The 16,900-nt window shown below is 30.8% G+C and carries 19 protein-coding genes; 5 read left to right on the forward strand and 14 right to left on the reverse strand.

Features of this window, described 5'->3' with window-relative positions; translation table 11 throughout:
- Nucleotides 1–156: 156 nt before the first annotated feature.
- Nucleotides 157–1,137 (reverse strand): glycoside hydrolase family 43 protein, encoded by a 981-nt coding sequence (locus D2A34_RS24680; protein ID WP_119368197.1) that lies wholly within the window; start codon nt 1,135–1,137, stop codon nt 157–159.
- Nucleotides 1,138–1,183: 46 nt separating this feature from the next.
- Complete coding sequence (locus tag D2A34_RS24685) at nt 1,184–3,313, reverse strand: glycoside hydrolase family 3 C-terminal domain-containing protein (RefSeq protein ID WP_119368198.1); 2,130 nt, start codon at nt 3,311–3,313, stop codon at nt 1,184–1,186.
- A 150-nt stretch (nt 3,314–3,463) separates the two neighbouring features.
- Here D2A34_RS24685 and D2A34_RS24690 point away from each other — a divergent pair, with 150 nt between their 5' ends.
- A complete protein-coding gene (locus tag D2A34_RS24690; protein ID WP_079438106.1) occupies nt 3,464–4,234 on the forward strand; it encodes a helix-turn-helix domain-containing protein in 771 nt (256 codons plus the stop codon).
- A 104-nt stretch (nt 4,235–4,338) separates the two neighbouring features.
- Here the strand turns inward: D2A34_RS24690 and D2A34_RS24695 are convergent, their stop codons facing one another.
- Nucleotides 4,339–5,946, reverse strand: coding sequence for a glycoside hydrolase family 43 protein (locus tag D2A34_RS24695; RefSeq protein WP_119368199.1), 1,608 nt, complete (start codon nt 5,944–5,946; stop codon nt 4,339–4,341).
- A 197-nt stretch (nt 5,947–6,143) separates the two neighbouring features.
- Here D2A34_RS24695 and D2A34_RS24700 point away from each other — a divergent pair, with 197 nt between their 5' ends.
- Nucleotides 6,144–7,013 carry an AraC family transcriptional regulator gene (locus tag D2A34_RS24700; protein WP_119368200.1) on the forward strand — a complete coding sequence of 290 codons (870 nt, stop codon included), beginning with the start codon at nt 6,144–6,146 and terminating at the stop codon, nt 7,011–7,013.
- Nucleotides 7,014–7,756: 743 nt separating this feature from the next.
- On the opposite strand, the gene D2A34_RS24705 is transcribed toward D2A34_RS24700, so the two are convergent.
- From D2A34_RS24705 to D2A34_RS27540, 9 genes are all read right to left on the reverse strand, one after another.
- Entirely contained in the window at nt 7,757–8,500 is a 744-nt protein-coding gene (locus tag D2A34_RS24705; protein WP_119368201.1) for a hypothetical protein, read from the reverse strand.
- A 111-nt stretch (nt 8,501–8,611) separates the two neighbouring features.
- Complete coding sequence (locus D2A34_RS24710; RefSeq protein ID WP_119368202.1) at nt 8,612–9,145, reverse strand: hypothetical protein; 534 nt, start codon at nt 9,143–9,145, stop codon at nt 8,612–8,614.
- A 366-nt stretch (nt 9,146–9,511) separates the two neighbouring features.
- Complete coding sequence (locus D2A34_RS26955) at nt 9,512–9,679, reverse strand: hypothetical protein (RefSeq protein WP_182629462.1); 168 nt, start codon at nt 9,677–9,679, stop codon at nt 9,512–9,514.
- A gap of 221 nt (nt 9,680–9,900) precedes the next feature.
- Nucleotides 9,901–10,134 carry a hypothetical protein gene (locus D2A34_RS24715; RefSeq protein ID WP_119368203.1) on the reverse strand — a complete coding sequence of 78 codons (234 nt, stop codon included), beginning with the start codon at nt 10,132–10,134 and terminating at the stop codon, nt 9,901–9,903.
- 74 nt (nt 10,135–10,208) lie between these two features.
- Nucleotides 10,209–12,869 (reverse strand): phage tail protein, encoded by a 2,661-nt coding sequence (locus tag D2A34_RS24720; RefSeq protein ID WP_119368204.1) that lies wholly within the window; start codon nt 12,867–12,869, stop codon nt 10,209–10,211.
- 267 nt (nt 12,870–13,136) lie between these two features.
- Nucleotides 13,137–13,778 carry a hypothetical protein gene (locus D2A34_RS24725; protein WP_119368205.1) on the reverse strand — a complete coding sequence of 214 codons (642 nt, stop codon included), beginning with the start codon at nt 13,776–13,778 and terminating at the stop codon, nt 13,137–13,139.
- 2 nt (nt 13,779–13,780) lie between these two features.
- Nucleotides 13,781–13,960, reverse strand: a complete 180-nt coding sequence (locus tag D2A34_RS24730; protein WP_119368206.1) for a hypothetical protein — start codon at nt 13,958–13,960, stop codon at nt 13,781–13,783.
- A gap of 17 nt (nt 13,961–13,977) precedes the next feature.
- A complete protein-coding gene (locus D2A34_RS26960; protein ID WP_182629463.1) occupies nt 13,978–14,148 on the reverse strand; it encodes a hypothetical protein in 171 nt (56 codons plus the stop codon).
- Nucleotides 14,145–14,279, reverse strand: a complete 135-nt coding sequence (locus tag D2A34_RS27540) for a hypothetical protein (protein ID WP_279221651.1) — start codon at nt 14,277–14,279, stop codon at nt 14,145–14,147. Before D2A34_RS27540 ends, D2A34_RS26960 begins: the two co-directional genes overlap by 4 nt.
- A gap of 74 nt (nt 14,280–14,353) precedes the next feature.
- Between D2A34_RS27540 and D2A34_RS24740 the strand changes: the two genes are divergently transcribed.
- Nucleotides 14,354–14,914: a hypothetical protein gene (locus D2A34_RS24740; protein WP_119368208.1), complete on the forward strand. Its 561-nt coding sequence runs from the start codon at nt 14,354–14,356 to the stop codon at nt 14,912–14,914.
- Here D2A34_RS24740 and D2A34_RS24745 read toward each other — a convergent pair.
- Nucleotides 14,874–15,125, reverse strand: coding sequence for a hypothetical protein (locus D2A34_RS24745; protein WP_119368209.1), 252 nt, complete (start codon nt 15,123–15,125; stop codon nt 14,874–14,876). The two genes, D2A34_RS24740 and D2A34_RS24745, sit on opposite strands and share 41 nt — an antisense overlap.
- A 680-nt stretch (nt 15,126–15,805) precedes the next feature.
- Nucleotides 15,806–16,291, reverse strand: coding sequence for a helix-turn-helix domain-containing protein (locus D2A34_RS24750; protein ID WP_119368210.1), 486 nt, complete (start codon nt 16,289–16,291; stop codon nt 15,806–15,808).
- Nucleotides 16,292–16,422: 131 nt separating this feature from the next.
- On the opposite strand from D2A34_RS24750, the gene D2A34_RS24755 reads away from it, so the two are divergent.
- Together D2A34_RS24755 and D2A34_RS26965 are read left to right on the forward strand one after the other, a co-directional pair.
- Entirely contained in the window at nt 16,423–16,620 is a 198-nt protein-coding gene (locus tag D2A34_RS24755; protein WP_119368211.1) for a helix-turn-helix transcriptional regulator, read from the forward strand.
- A 132-nt stretch (nt 16,621–16,752) separates the two neighbouring features.
- A complete protein-coding gene (locus tag D2A34_RS26965; protein ID WP_182629464.1) occupies nt 16,753–16,893 on the forward strand; it encodes a hypothetical protein in 141 nt (46 codons plus the stop codon).
- Nucleotides 16,894–16,900 lie beyond the last annotated feature (7 nt).

Consider the following 16,900-nt stretch of genomic DNA (forward strand, 5'->3'; position numbering starts at 1 on the left):
AAAGTTGTTATTTATTATAGACATTAAAACTAGACTTCTCTAATAACTTACCGAAATCACAAATATTTTTTTCCGAAACTATAAAAGTGAAGATAAAAAAAGCACCCCAAAATAGCGGAGTGCCTTTCAAAATATACTTTTTAACTACGGCTTAAATTATTTAGGTAATTCTACTTTTTGAATAGTACCATCATCATTGTATTTTAATTCAGTGAATTTTACGCAACGTTTGTTGTCTGCTCCACCTGATAAAGAACTATCATGATAGAATAAATACCATTTATCTTGGAACTCAACAATCGAATGATGAGTAGTCCAACCTATTACAGGATCAAGTATTTTGCCTTTGAAAGTATAAGGACCTTTTGGATTTTTACTCATAGCATATACGATAGAATGAGTAGTACCTGTAGAATATGAAAGATAGTAATTTCCATTATACTTATGAACCCATGGGCCTTCGAAATATCTTCTATCTTCATCACCAGCAAGTATAGGATTACCTTCTTCATCAACAATTGATATTTCTTCAGGGTCTGCTTTAAAAGTAAGCATATCATCATTTAATTCAGCTACTCTTGGTCCTATAGCAGGTGCTGTGGCAGCAGGGCCTTCACCGTCTGGATTAAATGTTCCAGTTTGCCATTTTTCTAGTTGTCCTCCCCAAAGGCCTCCAAAATAAACATATGCTCTATTATCATCATCCATTAAAACGGCAGGATCAATACTATAACTGCCAGGTATATAATTTTCTTGAGCTTTAAATGGCCCAGCAGGATTTGAGCTAGTGGCTACTCCAAGCCTGAAGATTCCATCCTTATCTCTTGCAGGGAAAAATAGGTAATATGTTCCATTTTTATAAGCAGCATCTGGAGCCCATAATTGTTGACTTGCCCATGGAATATCTCTTAAGTGAAGAGCCTCACCATTATCAATACAAGGTGAATTCATATCATCAATAGATAAAATGTGATAGTCCTCCATATTATATTGATCACCATTGTCGTTTGAAACCTGAATTTGATCAAGATCATGAGAAGGGTAAATATAGATTTTACCTTCATATACGTGAGCAGAAGGATCTGCAGTATAAATGTTGGTTACTAAAGGTTCATTTTGTTTTATTGCGTTTTTCATATGATTCTCTCCTATATCTTTTAATTTTTATCTATGAATTAGATATTTATAATAATTCCACATTTATTTCTAAAGCTGCCACTGATGTAAGCTCAAAGCTTCTCTTATCTGGTTGCGATATGCCAACAAATAATTTAAAATTCTTACTATCAAGAATTCTTTCTCCATCATCATTTACAACTTCAAAAGACTTTTTATTCAATTTCATTGTTACAGTTTTACTCTCATCTTTTTTCAATGAGACACGTTTAAATCCTGATAAGCTATGATTTAATACAGCATATTTTGATTCTAAATCTTTTACATAACATTGAACTACTTCCTCAATATCATATTCGCCTGTATTTCTGATCTCTATGCTAATATCAAAACTTTCAAAGTCAGATTTAACAGAAGGCACTTGTAAATTAGATAATTCTACGGTTGAATAAGTTAATCCATATCCAAATGGATATAAGCTCTCATGGTCTAGATACCTGTAAGTTCTTCCCTTCATTGAGTAGTCAGTAAATTCAGGAAGGTTAGCAGTATCTTTATAAAAAGTTACTGGCAACTTACCACTTGGAGAACATTTTCCAAATAATATATCTGCTACAGCGGTACCTCCATGACTACCTGGATACCATGCGTTTAAAATAGCAGCACATTTTTCTTCTGCTCCATTAAATGTTAAGGCACTTCCAGCTCCAAGAACAACTATAACTGGTTTTCCTACTTCAAGTACTTTCTCTAATAAATTTTGTTGTCTTCCTGGTAAGTTTAGGCTTTCTTTATCTCCTGCACCATAGCTATTGCCTGCATCTCCCTGCTCTCCTTCAATTGTAGAATCTAATCCTAAGCATAATATAACTACATCAGATCTTTCTGATACTGAAATCGCTTCGGATAATCGATCGTCTGGCCTTGCTAGGTCTTCCACTTTATCTTTAAATAGGTGACATCCTTCAGAGTAATATACTCTCACGTCATCACCAACTGCATTATGAATTCCTTCTAATATTGTTGTATACTTAGATGCTGTTCCAGAATAATTTCCCTTTAACATTACTTCGCTATTTGCATTAGGACCAATTACTGCTATTGACTTTAAGTTTGACTTATCTAATGGAAGGGTTCCATTATTCTTTAGCAATACCATAGATTTTCTGGACGCTATTAAGGCAATTTCATTATGATCTTTACAATCGTTTACCTCATACGGTATCTTGTTATATTCACACTCTTCATCAAACATACCTAATTTAAATCTTGTTGTCATTAATCTTTCTGCAGCTGTAGTTATTTGTTCTTCAGTTACTAAACCTTCTTTATATGCTAATAACAAATTAAGATACATATTTCCACAATTAAGATCACAGCCATTTTCTATTGCTAATGCCACTGATTCAGTCGCTGTGCTAGTAATCATATGATGCATATGGAAATCTGCAAGAGCCCAACAGTCAGATACTACATGTCCTTTAAATTCCCATTTGCCTCTTAGAATATCTTTTAAAAGAGTTTTACTGCCACAGCACGGTTCTCCATTTGTACGATTATAGGCCCCCATTACGCTTTCAACATTTGCCTCTTTTACACATGCTTCAAATGCTGGCAAATATGTTTCATATAGATCCTTATTATTCACAACCGCGTTAAATTCATGCCTTAATCCTTCTGGTCCACTATGCACTGCGAAATGTTTTGCACAAGCAGCTAATTTCAAATACTTTCCTTCTCCTTGCAATCCCTTTATGAATGCAACTCCTAATCTAGATGTTAAATATGGATCTTCTCCATAGGTTTCATGTCCACGTCCCCATCTAGGATCTCTAAAAATATTTACATTCGGAGACCAATAGGTTAATCCCTTATATATGCCTCGGTCGTCTTTTTTGCTATATTCATTGTATTTCGCACGGCCTTCTGTAGCAATAATATCTGCAATCTTTCCTAAGAATTCTTCATCAAACATAGCCGCGAGACCGATTGCCTGTGGAAACACAGTTGCTGTCCCAGCTCTAGCTACCCCGTGAAGCCCTTCATTCCACCAATTATATTCTGGTACATTTAAATGTTTTATTGCTGGTGATTGGTACGTTAATTGCTCCGCTCTTTCTTGTAATGTCATCTTTGATACTAATTCTTTTGCTGCCTTTGCAGAAAATTCATGAATATTTTCTTGTTTGCTATTCATATATACCCCTCTATTCTTTAAATAATCATGGAGATTTAAATTTATACTACAATATTCATTTGATAATTTAATAATATAAAATTTATAGTTGACTTAACAAGAAAGTATTTATATAATTGTAGACAAAATTTACTCTCTTGGAGGAATTCTATGCTAAAATATGAGTCATACCATTTTGGTGAAAATACTCTTTTTTCTCACTACCATCCAATTAGCCTTAATTACCCTATTCATCTGCATCGGAGCTTTGAATTTATATATGTTATGGATGGAACCCTACAAGTCTATGTTAACAATAGAAACTTTAACCTAAAAAAGGATGACTGTATACTAATTTTACCTTACGAAGTCCATTCCATTTCAACAGAGAAATATTCCGACGCACGTATTTGCATATTTTCTCCTGAATATATAAAAACATTTGATAGTATGATTTATGGTAAATTTCTCGAAAATCCAGTTTTTAATTTATCCTATAATGCTCAAGCCCTTATACTAGACAAAATTTTCAGAGATAATGTTAATGTGCTCCAAATGAAAGCCTGTCTCTATCTATTATGTTCTGAAATTATGGAATACACAAAATTACTTGTTAGTGTTAAAAATGATTACGAATTATTACATAAGATCCTTAACTATATTCAAGATAATTTTGCTAAAGATATATCATTAAAAAGTGTTGCTGATGAATTTTGCTATAGTTACACTTATCTTTCTAAATACTTAAATAATGTACTAGGAATATCATTTGTAGATTTTGTTAATCAGAATAGAATTAATTATGCTGCATATTTATTAAAAAATACAGATGAACCTATAACAGATATTGCATATAAGTGCGGATACTCAAGCATACGGTCTTTTAATAGGAACTTTTTCAACATCGCTGGTAAGACTCCTAAAAATTATAGGAACTCTTAAGTTATACACCTGAAGAAAAATACTAGGAACAATAAATGTTTATTACAATAGTCTTTAATTATTTTCCTAGGAAATAATTAAAGATCTATTAAAACTAAGTTGATTTAGGCCTCCTCTACATATGAAAAATAATCAAAATCTGCATACTTATTCATACCAGATAAATCCTGGCACGCAACTCCAACAAAAGCTCCTGTGAAAGCCCATGAGCCTTTAATTGCATCATCTGACAATGTACTGGCATCATAAACCTTTCCTATAGGCCTCCAATCATCCTTATTAGTAGCAAAGAAAAATCTAAGTTCACCAAAGCTTACTTCTACTTTTAGATAGACACGTTCTGCATCCACTATCAAAATGTTATCATCCTGAACCATTGACTCGGATAAATCATTATTTATGCTGGCCAGTATGCCTATGCATTTGCCCCCTAATTCTTCATCCGTGCTTACCCTCAAATAATAGTAATTTTCTGTGTTGTAATAGCAAATTAATCCTGCAAGCTGCAACGTTGTTTCAGGTTCAAATTCAAGACAGGTCTCAGCACAATAAACAAAATTCTGCTGACGTCTTGCAATCATACTTTGAGTAAATTTCGAAAACATTGATTCTTTTCCATACAATCTCAAGTAACCTGGTCTTTCAGTAAGTGACATAAAGGTCTCTGCCGGAACTCTTAATGACTGAAAATTTATATCTAACGAGGCATTCTCAAAATCGTCATATTGTGAAACTAAATCAATTTCTTCACTATTTGATTCACCTTTATTGTTATTGTTAATTTCTATTTCCCATGAAGGTAAATTATCTATGCCAGAAGATAAATACAGCCAATCATCTTCACGCCATTCTATCTTTTGCATAGCTGTTTCTCTTCCAAGAATGCAACGATCTGTTTCAGGAAGAGGCCTTCCACAAAGATGGACCATAAACCATTCATTATTCGGACCTTCCACTACGCTTGCATGTCCTGCCTTTTGAAGTAATTTATGCATATCGCTACCCGCAGAAGTAAGAATTGGATTTTGCGGATGAACCTCATAGGGACCTGTAATTTTCCTTGAGCGAGCAAGAGTTACAGCATGTTCATAGCTAGTACCTCCTTCAGCAACCATTAGGTAGTAGTAACCATTACGCTTGTATATATGCGGCCCCTCAGAACAACCTAAATCTGTTCCTTTAAAAATATTCAGTATTGGGCCAACAAGACATTTGTCTTGTTCATCATATTCTTGTAGAAGATGGCCAGCAAAGCTATTCTTTCCTATACGATTATCCCATTTCATGTTTATAAGCCATTTTCTGCCGTCATCATCATGGAATAGAGACGGATCAAAGCCGCTGGAATTAAGATAAACCGGCTCTGACCAGTCACCACAAATATTACTTGAGGTTACCAAATAATTATGAGTATCCTTAATATGTCCGTTGTTGTTTACTATTGTATATATTAAGTAAAAGATACCATTATCATAAGACAGACATGGCGCCCAAATTCCACCAGAATCAGGAACACCCAACATATTTAACTGAGACACTCTGTTCAAAGGATGTGCTACAAGTTCCCAGTGAACTAAATCTTTGGAATGATGAATTTGAACCCCCGGAAACCATTCAAAAGTAGAGGTTGCAATATAGTAGTCTTCCCCAGCTTTACATATAGAGGGATCCGGATTAAAGCCTTTTAAGATCGGATTTTTAACTTTTAACATACTTCTCCTCCTTAAGTTAAGATTTTCGTATTAATATCATACTATTTCAAAATTTCCTTAGAAACAATGTCATATGTTATTACTTAGTGTACAATATTACTGTAATTAGTTATATTTATATGTATAACATGAAAAGTAATGTATGATATTAATATAAATATCCACCGATTTATAGATTTAAGAAGAGGTAAAAAATTATGAACATGGTTGAAATAGAATTAAATCCATACTTGGTCTATTGTCTATATGACGAATCAATAGCCACACAAACTCCTGGAAAAGAATATAAATCTAGAGTAACTAGATACCATGAATTAGAATTTATCACCAATGGCTCTGGCACCATGAAGGTTAATGATACTGTCTATAATTTAAAACAAGGAGACTTATTCTATTATCCCCCAGATACAAAAATTACCGGAACAATGCCCTACGGGTATATATTAATAATATTTGACCCCTATTTTAATCAGAAAAACTTTCTTCAATATCAGGAAAGGAGAAAAGCTTTAGGCGATGATTTAACTTGTGAAAGTAATGTGAGTAGGGAAACTCTACCTATACCTTCACATATTAATATGAGTAATTTTAATATATATAAGTCTATATTCAAGAAAATTTTTACAGGCTTTGTAAGAGACGGCAATACTCTAGAAAATAAAATTGCTTTACTACAGCTCTTATTAGAGTTAAAGACTGAGCTATTTAAAACTTCTAATATTGATTCCTTCAGCACAAAATCTTATTATAAAAAAATAATAAAGTGTGTAAAAAATATAGACACTACACCTGAAACAAATTATTCTCTCGATGAATTAGCAACGGAAGTTGAATTGAGTAAGAATTTCTTATGCACTGCCTTTAAAGAAATTGTAGGAGTTACTATCTTCTCCTATATACATGAGAAGAGAATAGAAAAAGCGAAGGCCATGCTTATAGAAACTCAATCAAGTATAGAAGAAATTGCTCACCATTGCGGCTTCGAAAACATGTCCTATTTCTACAGAATGTTTAAACGATATACAGGAGCATCACCTTCTAACTATAGACAACATTACAGACTATAATATTAGGTGCAACAAAAAGGGACTATACAAAACTTATCAATTTCTAATTAAATCTGATAAATTTTATATAATCCTTTAAAACTCTTAAAGTATTGATATCACAGTATTTTCTTTTTGGCGGAGAGAAGGGGATTTGAACCCCTGATAGAGTTGCCCCTATACACGCTTTCCAGGCGCAATCGAGAAAATTGCAAGCTAAAAGCGCAGTATTTCTCTGCCTTCACACGACATTAAGTTTGAATATCCTATCGTTGTTATTGCTAACAATATTATACTTTTGTGAATAAGATGTCAACATTTTGAAGTGAATAATATAATTTTGTTATTAATAAAAACTTACATCTATATTATAGGTATTAGTTTAATTGACCTAGCTTTCTGCATAGACATATTTATATATTCTATTTAAATACTTTTATATGGCGTTTATACTGCTACACCCTTTATAATTTCCTCTCTAGATTTAATATTTATGCCAATATTCCTTTGCATGTTAATTATATGGTACTTATATTCTATTAACCTTACAAACAAGAAAATCCAATATTAATACAACTAATTACTGTATATATTGCATTGCTTGTATATACGTATAATACAAGATAATAAAAGTACTCACCTTATAGATGAATACCTTCATAATTGTTAATGTATATTTTTAAAGGAAATAAGAAAGCAACCACTATTCCTAATTTCATCCCTAGAGAACTTGAAATGGTATTAATATGTTTTATCGCTCTTCTCTAAATTGCTCTCTTTAAATACTCATCAATTTGACTTTTACATGCAATATTTTTACTAATTTCTTCTACTATGTAATTTCTAAACTTATTATTATTTATAACTTGTGGGAAAAATATACTACTCATTCCTATTAGCAACCCACCTACAATTTCTTCATTACTCATGTGAAATTCATTTACTATAATCTTTACCATATGAGATGATCTCATAAACTCCTTTTTTACATCATAATACTCCTTATAAAAATACAATATTCCTAAGCTATTAGTCTTAATGTCTGCAATCAAATTGTCAAATGTATCTTTATATACTTCTATATAATTAATATCATTATTTTCAATATTATTTTCATTTTTATTCAATAATTCAAATGAATTATCAAGTTTATCCATAATTGTTTTATTCCCTTGTATTAATTCATCTTTTATAGATATAATTTGACTTATACTCTCTATAGATTTATTTAATTCATTTTTTATTTTAACTAAATCATCACTGGCTGAAACTAACTTATCTTTAGTTGATGACATTTCTTTTTCACCTACAATTGACATAAAAATAGCTATAACTGATAACACTATTCCAACTAAAGTTGCACCAAATGAAAATTGTACAGCCATATCTGAATTTGAATAATTTCTAACTGTGAATAAACAAATTCCTATAATAGATGCTATAATACCACAGTAGGTAAAATGTAACTTTAACTCAATGTGCTTAATTTTCAATTCATCTTTATCCATAAATAATTCCACCTTTCCATTGAATACAATATTCTACATAAAGAGTTAAACTCCTTTAAATAATAAAAGAACCCTATTTCTAGAGTTCTATAAATACACTTTTACTAAATTTTATTCATCTTCCTTAGTAATATCTTTAACTTTATTTGTCATTGAATTTAATTCATCTAAAATTTTATTTCTTTCTTCATTTACTTTTTTTAATTGTTTAGTTAAATCTTCTGTTTCTTTTATTGTTACATACATTAATTCTTCAACCGACTCAACTTTTCTTAATTTAATCTTTCGTTGAACTTTTATTTCTGGTTTATATGAATATAAAAAATATTTCCATAATGGAATACTTTCAGGACAAACATCCTTATACTCCTTAGTTATTAATTCTTTTGTTTCCTCATCAATCAATGCCCATGTTTGTTTAAAATAATATTCTCCCATTTCGTCAGGTATGTATACTCCATCTTTATCCAATAGATATTTTTCATGATCATATACTCTTAGTTTTAATGATGCCGTAATACTTAGAAGTTCTTTAATTTCTTTCTCAAGATTAAACATTTTTTTATCTCTTCTGGTTTCAAGATAAAAAATAAGAAATATAATTCCTATCACATATACCATCATCAACATAGTATTTGAATCCATTTATATCTCACCACCTTCCATATAATACAATTATACAAAAGTAAACAAATTCCTTTTTAATTCCAAACTATTCTTATTAAAATTTACATATATTTAAGAAATATCGCTATTCAGTGAGTTATTTTATAAGTAATATAGTTACAAAAAACTCTTATCATATGTTATAATTTATTTAAGTTATTGTTTTAATTTATTCAAATATTTAGTATAATGTACTGGAAAGCAGTACTTTTTATTAAAAATAGATAGTAAACCGCTTATAATTTATCTAATATAAAAGAAAAAACTTAGTATTCGCAGTACTAAGTCATCCTATAACATTTTTTGTTTTAGGGCTATCAAATATTGATTTACAAGAAAGAACGTCTATCTATCAATTGGGAAGTCGTTCTTTTTTGATTTAAAAATTAATTTAAATCCTTTCACACTGACATCAACCTCAAATTCCGATTCTATGTATTGATTTTTTGAAGCTTTATTTAGAATAATTAGCCTAATGCATTGCAACAATTTTTTTATTTCATCCTTCAACATTTAACCACCCCACTTAGACTATATACAATAGCCCAAGGTGAAAATGTCAGCCACCATGAGATTATTATAACAGAGAATAGGAAATAATTTAAGCTTTATTTTAATCAACGAACATTGGTTCTCATATATAATATTTTAGTATAATAAAAGCACCTATACTCCTATAGATGTTATAAACCAATTACATTATATAATTTTAAAAACCTTTTAATATAGTTTTATCAATTTATGTTTTCTACATAATTTTTAAATAACTCTTGTAGCTGCTCCATAGAATAATATTTCTTCGGATCATCTGCACTTCTAAAAATATACCCCCGTTTTTCATAGAATAATGGGATTGTTTCAAGCCTTAATTTATCAAATATAGGACTTTTCATTTTTCTCTTATTATTTGCATGACATGGAATTACTCCTAATTCTTCAAATGATATACTAATATCCTTTTTAACCATTATGCTATCCCCTGACTATATAATTTAAAAGAGCAACATTATGTTAAATGCTACTCTTTATTTATATCTTTTAATTACCAGCCTTTTCTACCAGAATTAAATGCTAAGTTACTGCTTACTGCTGGTGTAATCATCTTTCCAACCTTTTGTCCATCTAAATTTAATGTAACATTAAACGCTTCCTTTAAAGAACTTATTTCGCTTACCATAGACTCCATTGCTGATAACACCCTATCTAAATTACTTGCAGATCCTATTCCTCCACCTGAAGCATTAAGCCCTAACTCATAACTACCTGCATTAACATTTGGGATTGCTGCACTTGCTAAAGCATTTGCTTGCCTAGATATACTGCCTATAGTATCTCCAATACCTAGTCCAAATCCCTCACCAGTATAATTTCCTAATGCTCTCATAACTCTACTTGGAGAATGAATATCTAGCGCATCTTTAACGCCATCTGTAAAACTATCACATAATCCACCTATCCAACCTGTCATTCCATTCCAAGCATCTACAATACCTTGTTTAATTCCTGCTACTATATTAGTACCTATTTCAACCATTTTGGAAGGTAAATTCGTAAAGGTATTAACTATTCCATCAAATACATTTTGCATGCCTGTAGTGGCTGTCGTAAGCATATTAGAACCCCATGTAGTAACTGTAGATATTATATTACCAAATACTAAGTTAATATTATCTGCTATTGATGTTAAGATATTTTGTAACAATGCTAGTATTCCGTTCCATACATCACTAAACAATTGTTTAATACCTTCCCAGGCACCTTGCCAATCGCCTTTTATTAAAGCCAAAGCTACATTTAATAGATCCTTTATAACATTCAAAACAGTTTGTATTACTGCTGAAATTCCATTCCATACATCTGTTGCGACTTTTGCAATATCATCACCAAATTGCGCCCATATTGCTTGTGCTACTTGTACAAATTGAGCTATTATTCCCTGTATAATTGTTATAACTTCACTTATTGTAGTTTTAATCTGGTCCCATGTGGAATTCACACTATCCCTAAATCCTTCATTATTATTGTATAAGGCTACAAATGCAGCCACAAAACCAGCTATAACTGCAATTACAATTCCAATAGGTCCTGTTAATGCTGTAATTGCTGCTCCTAATGCCCCTGTTACACTTGCAGCACTTATTCCTGCCGTGGATATCGCTGTAATTATCGGGGCCAATCCTGCCATAACTCCTATTAATATTCCTACTACTGATACTATTGAAGCTATAGTTGACGCCAAAGTTGGATTATCAGCTATAAATTTAGCTATTTCTTCAATTATATTTGATATAACAGTAAGAACTGGCGCTAATGCAGTCATTAAATTTGATATTGCTGTTTGCATTTGAATTATTGGATTCGAATTTAAAGATTCCGTTGCTGAATTCAATTTATTTTGATTTTCTTCAGTACTCATTAAATGGTCATTCATTCCCAATAAAGTATTTGTTATATTACTTCCCTGATCTTCCCACATAGTACCAAACAACTGGACTCCTAATGCATTTCTAGTGGTATCATCACTTACATTAGTCAACGCTTGTGCAACTTCTTGCATTGCCTTAGTACCATCTTCGCCACCTTTAGCTACCGCTTGTCCCCAGCTTTGTAATTGTTGTTGGGATATACTTGTATTTTTTAGCAATCCTGCTGTTGTATTATCTATACTCACACCGAACTCAGCCATTCTTATACGGCCTTCTTTTAAACCATCTAATAAATTATCTATATTCCATGTTCCAGTATCTACACCAGCTGCCATTATTGCTTGGATTTCTTGAGCATTATATCCGGCCATTTTTAATTGTGTTCCATATTCAGTTATTATATCTAGTTGATCTGGTGGAAATCCCATCTGTAATAACGAGTACGTTAGAGCAAGAGCATCTTGGTCACTAATTCTTAAAGTTTTTGAAAGTTCATTTGTTTCTTGAATTAACTCTGTGAAATCTACATCTCCATATGCAGCAACTATTGTAGCCGCGCCTTGAACAACGGCTGCATTACTTTCGTCACTTGCATCTTTATTTAATGCCCATTGCCTACGAACACCTTCAATCGCGGATTCTGAATCTACCCCATATGTTTCAACTGTACTTATAGCATTTTTTACACTTTGAACGCTCTCTTCAGGCACATTAAATGAAATATCAATCTGTGTATTAAGACTAGAAGCTTCTAATGATTTTTCAACTATTTCACCTATACCCATTCCAGCTGCAGCACCTGCTGCTAAATTAGTCAATTCATTTCCTAACCCTTTAACTGATTCCTCTGCCTTATTAACTTCTTCTGGTATTTTAGACATATCCTCTTTTAAATTTTTTATTGAATTACCATCATCAATTTTTGCGAGGGATTGCTTTAATTTTCCTAATGATGCCTCAGTAAACTGTATTTCTCTTTGAAAAGCTCTATATTGTTGTTCTCCTATTTCACCTTTAGCAAATTGTTCATCTACTTGACTTTGAGCATCTTTTAAAGCTTTTAACTTTTGACTAGTAATTTCAACTTGCTTTCCTAGTAATTCTTGTTTTTGAGCTAAAGCTGCTGTATTACCTGGATCAAACTTAAGTAATCTATTTACATCAGTTAATTCCTTTTGTATGCTTATACTTTGACTAGTAACATCTGATAAGGATTTTTTAAGACCTGTGACTTCCCCATCAATCTCAATAGTTATACCCTTAATTCTATCTGCCATATTTTCACCTCAATTTCTTATATTTTTTGTTTTATAATACTTCTCATAGTTCAAAATAAACACGAATAAGCCTATCACATCGAGCCTTGAACAAGCCTATTTCCTATTATAGTGAATTAATGTTGACCTTGATATTTTCTTCATATAGAGCGTATTAGGAGGCATAACACCCCCTTATGAAATTTTTTATTGTCGCTCTATTGGAAGAAGTTCCACTCCCCGGTCTCCAACCGATTAATATTTTTGGTTGAAGGTGGGGGGGATACTTTATTTTTTGATTTCAAAATATTCTTCTGCTAAATCAATAAGCATATTAGTGTAAGCATCAGCAGGTACACCAAACGCAAATATACTTTTAGGCTCACCATATTTTGAATCTAATTTTCTTTTTAATTCCTGACTTATATGTGATGCTCCGATATTATAAGGTGTATGCTCCTTCATATAAGCTTCATGATCTTCCTTCTTTTTCTTTCTCTCTTGATTAACCTCGTATGCTGTTGTATAGAATATTCCTCTAACATACTCATCAAGGCTCATTCCTAATTGATTAGCTTCACCCTGTAATGCTTCAACTGTTGAGTTATCTGTCTCAAACTCTGCTACATTACAATCTGTTTCAATTGTTCTTTCATATCCTTCAACAATTATATTTTTTAGTTTCTTTCTGTTATTAATTGCATTTCTAAAATACCCATTCCTTAACTCTAACACTTGTCCAGCAAACACTACTTTATTCTCCATATACCTGTCATACTCGCCACTAAGTCTCCAATCCAATACAATCTTTATCTTAGGAATAATACTCTCTTCTCTTAACTTATTAGCTGCTTGGTACTTCTTTATTCTCTCTACTTCTAATGCTGCCGCTTCTTTTTCTCTTTCAGTTTTTTTGTTAATTACTTTCATTGTTATATCTCCCTTCTTATTTGTGATAATTCTTTCATTAACTTTTCTCTTTGACCTTCAAATAACTTTTTATTACCAGTTCTTTGTTGTAGATTGCGTATAGCTTTCAATTTATCAGTTATCGATTCACATCTTACAACTGCTGCTCTATTATTTCCTATCGATTTGCCATAATATCTCATATACTTCTCACACTCCTTTACATATTCAAATTTGAATTAATATTGTCATTTGCTTTTAAAGTCTTTTTGTCATGTTCGACTAATATTTTATTTTTATATAATTCTTTATTCTTGATCTTTGATTTTTCTTTGTGCCTATAATCTTTCATCCCAACAGACTTATAAAATATTCCACATTTAGATATCATACTTTCTCATTCTCCTTTTCCTTAAACTTCTTTTCCCAGTATCTATCCTGAGCAGCTTTTACCTTGTCCTTATTCTTCGCCCTCCATTCTTTCATATAAGCATTTCTTTGTTCTTTTGCTCTTGTATTCAATATAAATTTCCCCCTTAACTTTCCTAAATTTCCTTCCAATATGATAAAATTATCTTTGGAAGGAGGTGTTAAAATTGTTTTCATTTTGGAATTCATTAACTAATACTGATAAAATTCAGATAATAGCTATAATTTTTAGTAGTTTGTTATCATTTATTTCTGTCTGTATCGCTTTGGCCACTTTAAAACAAAATAGCAAAATAACACTAGATTCAAATAGAGCATACATAGTTTTTTATATTGATAAAAATCGTACTGAAATAACTTACAACTTAATATTAAAAAATTTTGGTAAAACCGGAGGTCGATTAATAAGTTTAGAATTAGATCCACCTATAGACTATAAAAAATCTAATATTAATGTAAATCTAAAAACTATTGCTGATTATACCAATATATATCTAGCTCCAGGTCAATCAATAAAAAGTGCTTTTGATTTCAGGAACTATCCTAACACTACTTTAAATATTTCAATAAAATACGAAACTTGTGGGAAAATATATAGTGAATCTTATGTTATTGATTTAGATTATTCAAAAAGTATACTAAAATCTTCACCACAAATTAAAGATACTACTGATGCTCTTAAACATATTAGCGAAAATATTCGAGAAGTTTCTGACAAGCTATCTTAACAGATTCATATACTTGATTTTTATTGTATCTATTATCATTTATTCTAATTTCAAGCCGTATAGCTTGAGATGCGTCAATTATTGTATCTCCATTAATTACAGCTATTCCGTCATTAACTTTATTAATAATTGTACTTTGTATTGGATAAATATTTTCTAACTGCTCTTGATATGGTACTTCTTGAGCAGTTTTCTTTTCTAGATAATCCATTCTAAAATCCTCCTTTACAATATTTTGATAAAACAAAAAGGCCACGGTCATAAATAACTAAATCTATTTTTTAGACTTAGCTAAATATTCCCGCAGCCATTAAATTCTTAATGCTTTCCACTTATAAAAGTGGGGTACTTAAATATTAAGTTTTTTTATTTCTATCTTTATATTTATTATAACATAATATTGCCTTCAAGTATAGTATTTTCAACGGTTTAATGGTTATTTTTTATATATTTATCATGTTATTTTTAGAATTGCAGTAGACAGTTTAGACAATTTCAAATTCTACTGTCTAACCTTTTGTCTACCTCTAAACTCTCTATATTACTTATATTATATCTCTTTAGACAAATTAGACAGTATATTATATATAAATATATATTAAAAAATAATATATATAATATAAAATATGTGAAATTTAATTTTAACTGTCTACTGTCTACTACGCTATAAAAAATCTCAAAACCATTGATATTACTAGCTTAAGTCGGTAGACACTTGCATGCAAAAAAGGTAGACACTTTTGACTGTCTACTTGTCTAAACACCGTTTAATCTATTGGTATTGTTAGCCTAAAGTGAATTTTTAATAAATCTTTATATTTCATAAAACTGTCTATTTTTTTACATAAAGAAAAAATCCCTTACAAACTTTAGTAAAGGATAAATAATAAATTATTTTTTCATATATGCAATTGTGCTTAAATATTCAATCAAGGACTTTTCTATCCTGGCATACTCATCTTCCGTAAAATCTTTTATATCAGATCCGCTCTCTTTTAATAAAATAGCTATTGCTTTTTGTCTATTATTTTCTTCCCATTCACTTGGCTTAACAAATAATTGTTTAAAATATTTATCTGTATTATAATTATCATCTTTTTTTCTAGCCTGATCTCGTAAATAATTAGATAATTCATTCATTTCAGCGTAATCCTGATATGGCTCAGATAAATCCCATTCTAATAACTTCATTGGTGCAACATCAAAATAATTAGAAATTTTATATATTAAATCTATAGAAGGATTTGTCTTAACTTCCTTTTCTAATTGCTGAATATATGCTCCACTTACCCCTAACATATCGCCTAGTTTACTTTGCGATATCTTATTATCTTTTCTTAACTTTTTCAAATTCTTACCTAAATAACCATTATTCATAACATACCTCCTATTGATATTATAAACCAAGAATTCAAAAAAATAAACTCAGTTTAAATATTTTCTTGTATAAACTAAGTTTGTAATATATAATATAAATATAAACTAAGTTTATAAGGGGAGGTGAGACAATGGGCAAAGAATTAATAAAAGCTAGAATTGATGCAGGATTAAAAGCAAAAGATGTATCTAAAGAGTGTGGTATATCAAATGCTTACTATTCAAAACTGGAAAATGATAAAGCTCTAAATCCAAGTAAAGATTTAATGATTAAAATATCTAGAGTTTTAAAAAAACCAGTAGAACAACTTTTCTTTTCTGAAAATTAACCCCGCCTCAAATTTGAAGCACCCTCGAAATTATGTCGAATCCTATCTATAAAATTCTAAACCGACACTGCAGAGCAATAACAAAAGTAAGTCGCAATGATTTACAAAATTAAATTATGGAGGTATAGAAATATGCAATTGCAACTGAAATATAAAACTGATGCCGAAAAAGATAAAATGATTAAGATATTATTAGCCTCGGCAACTGTAAAAAAAATTAGTAACCCTTATAGGTCAGGTAAATTTTATAGAATTTATTTAGATGTTGAGTAACTGGAGG

The organism is Clostridium chromiireducens (assembly GCF_003575225.1).
GTDB lineage: Bacteria > Bacillota > Clostridia > Clostridiales > Clostridiaceae > Clostridium > Clostridium chromiireducens.

What these genes read in the sequence shown, in the direction of transcription:
- D2A34_RS24710 (WP_119368202.1), bottom strand. Translation starts at nt 9,145, where the DNA reads ATGGATTCAAATACTATGTTGATGATGGTATATGTGATAGGAATTATA.
- D2A34_RS24725 (WP_119368205.1), bottom strand. Translation starts at nt 13,778, where the DNA reads ATGAAAGTAATTAACAAAAAAACTGAAAGAGAAAAAGAAGCGGCAGCA.
- D2A34_RS24730 (WP_119368206.1), bottom strand. Translation starts at nt 13,960, where the DNA reads ATGAGATATTATGGCAAATCGATAGGAAATAATAGAGCAGCAGTTGTA.
- D2A34_RS26955 (WP_182629462.1), bottom strand. Translation starts at nt 9,679, where the DNA reads ATGTTGAAGGATGAAATAAAAAAATTGTTGCAATGCATTAGGCTAATT.
- D2A34_RS24750 (WP_119368210.1), bottom strand. Translation starts at nt 16,291, where the DNA reads ATGAATAATGGTTATTTAGGTAAGAATTTGAAAAAGTTAAGAAAAGAT.
- D2A34_RS26965 (WP_182629464.1), top strand. Translation starts at nt 16,753, where the DNA reads ATGCAATTGCAACTGAAATATAAAACTGATGCCGAAAAAGATAAAATG.
- D2A34_RS24705 (WP_119368201.1), bottom strand. Translation starts at nt 8,500, where the DNA reads ATGGATAAAGATGAATTGAAAATTAAGCACATTGAGTTAAAGTTACAT.
- D2A34_RS24715 (WP_119368203.1), bottom strand. Translation starts at nt 10,134, where the DNA reads ATGGTTAAAAAGGATATTAGTATATCATTTGAAGAATTAGGAGTAATT.
- D2A34_RS24690 (WP_079438106.1), top strand. Translation starts at nt 3,464, where the DNA reads ATGCTAAAATATGAGTCATACCATTTTGGTGAAAATACTCTTTTTTCT.
- D2A34_RS26960 (WP_182629463.1), bottom strand. Translation starts at nt 14,148, where the DNA reads ATGATATCTAAATGTGGAATATTTTATAAGTCTGTTGGGATGAAAGAT.
- D2A34_RS24700 (WP_119368200.1), top strand. Translation starts at nt 6,144, where the DNA reads ATGAACATGGTTGAAATAGAATTAAATCCATACTTGGTCTATTGTCTA.
- D2A34_RS24680 (WP_119368197.1), bottom strand. Translation starts at nt 1,137, where the DNA reads ATGAAAAACGCAATAAAACAAAATGAACCTTTAGTAACCAACATTTAT.
- D2A34_RS24745 (WP_119368209.1), bottom strand. Translation starts at nt 15,125, where the DNA reads ATGGATTATCTAGAAAAGAAAACTGCTCAAGAAGTACCATATCAAGAG.
- D2A34_RS24755 (WP_119368211.1), top strand. Translation starts at nt 16,423, where the DNA reads ATGGGCAAAGAATTAATAAAAGCTAGAATTGATGCAGGATTAAAAGCA.
- D2A34_RS24685 (WP_119368198.1), bottom strand. Translation starts at nt 3,313, where the DNA reads ATGAATAGCAAACAAGAAAATATTCATGAATTTTCTGCAAAGGCAGCA.
- D2A34_RS24720 (WP_119368204.1), bottom strand. Translation starts at nt 12,869, where the DNA reads ATGGCAGATAGAATTAAGGGTATAACTATTGAGATTGATGGGGAAGTC.
- D2A34_RS24695 (WP_119368199.1), bottom strand. Translation starts at nt 5,946, where the DNA reads ATGTTAAAAGTTAAAAATCCGATCTTAAAAGGCTTTAATCCGGATCCC.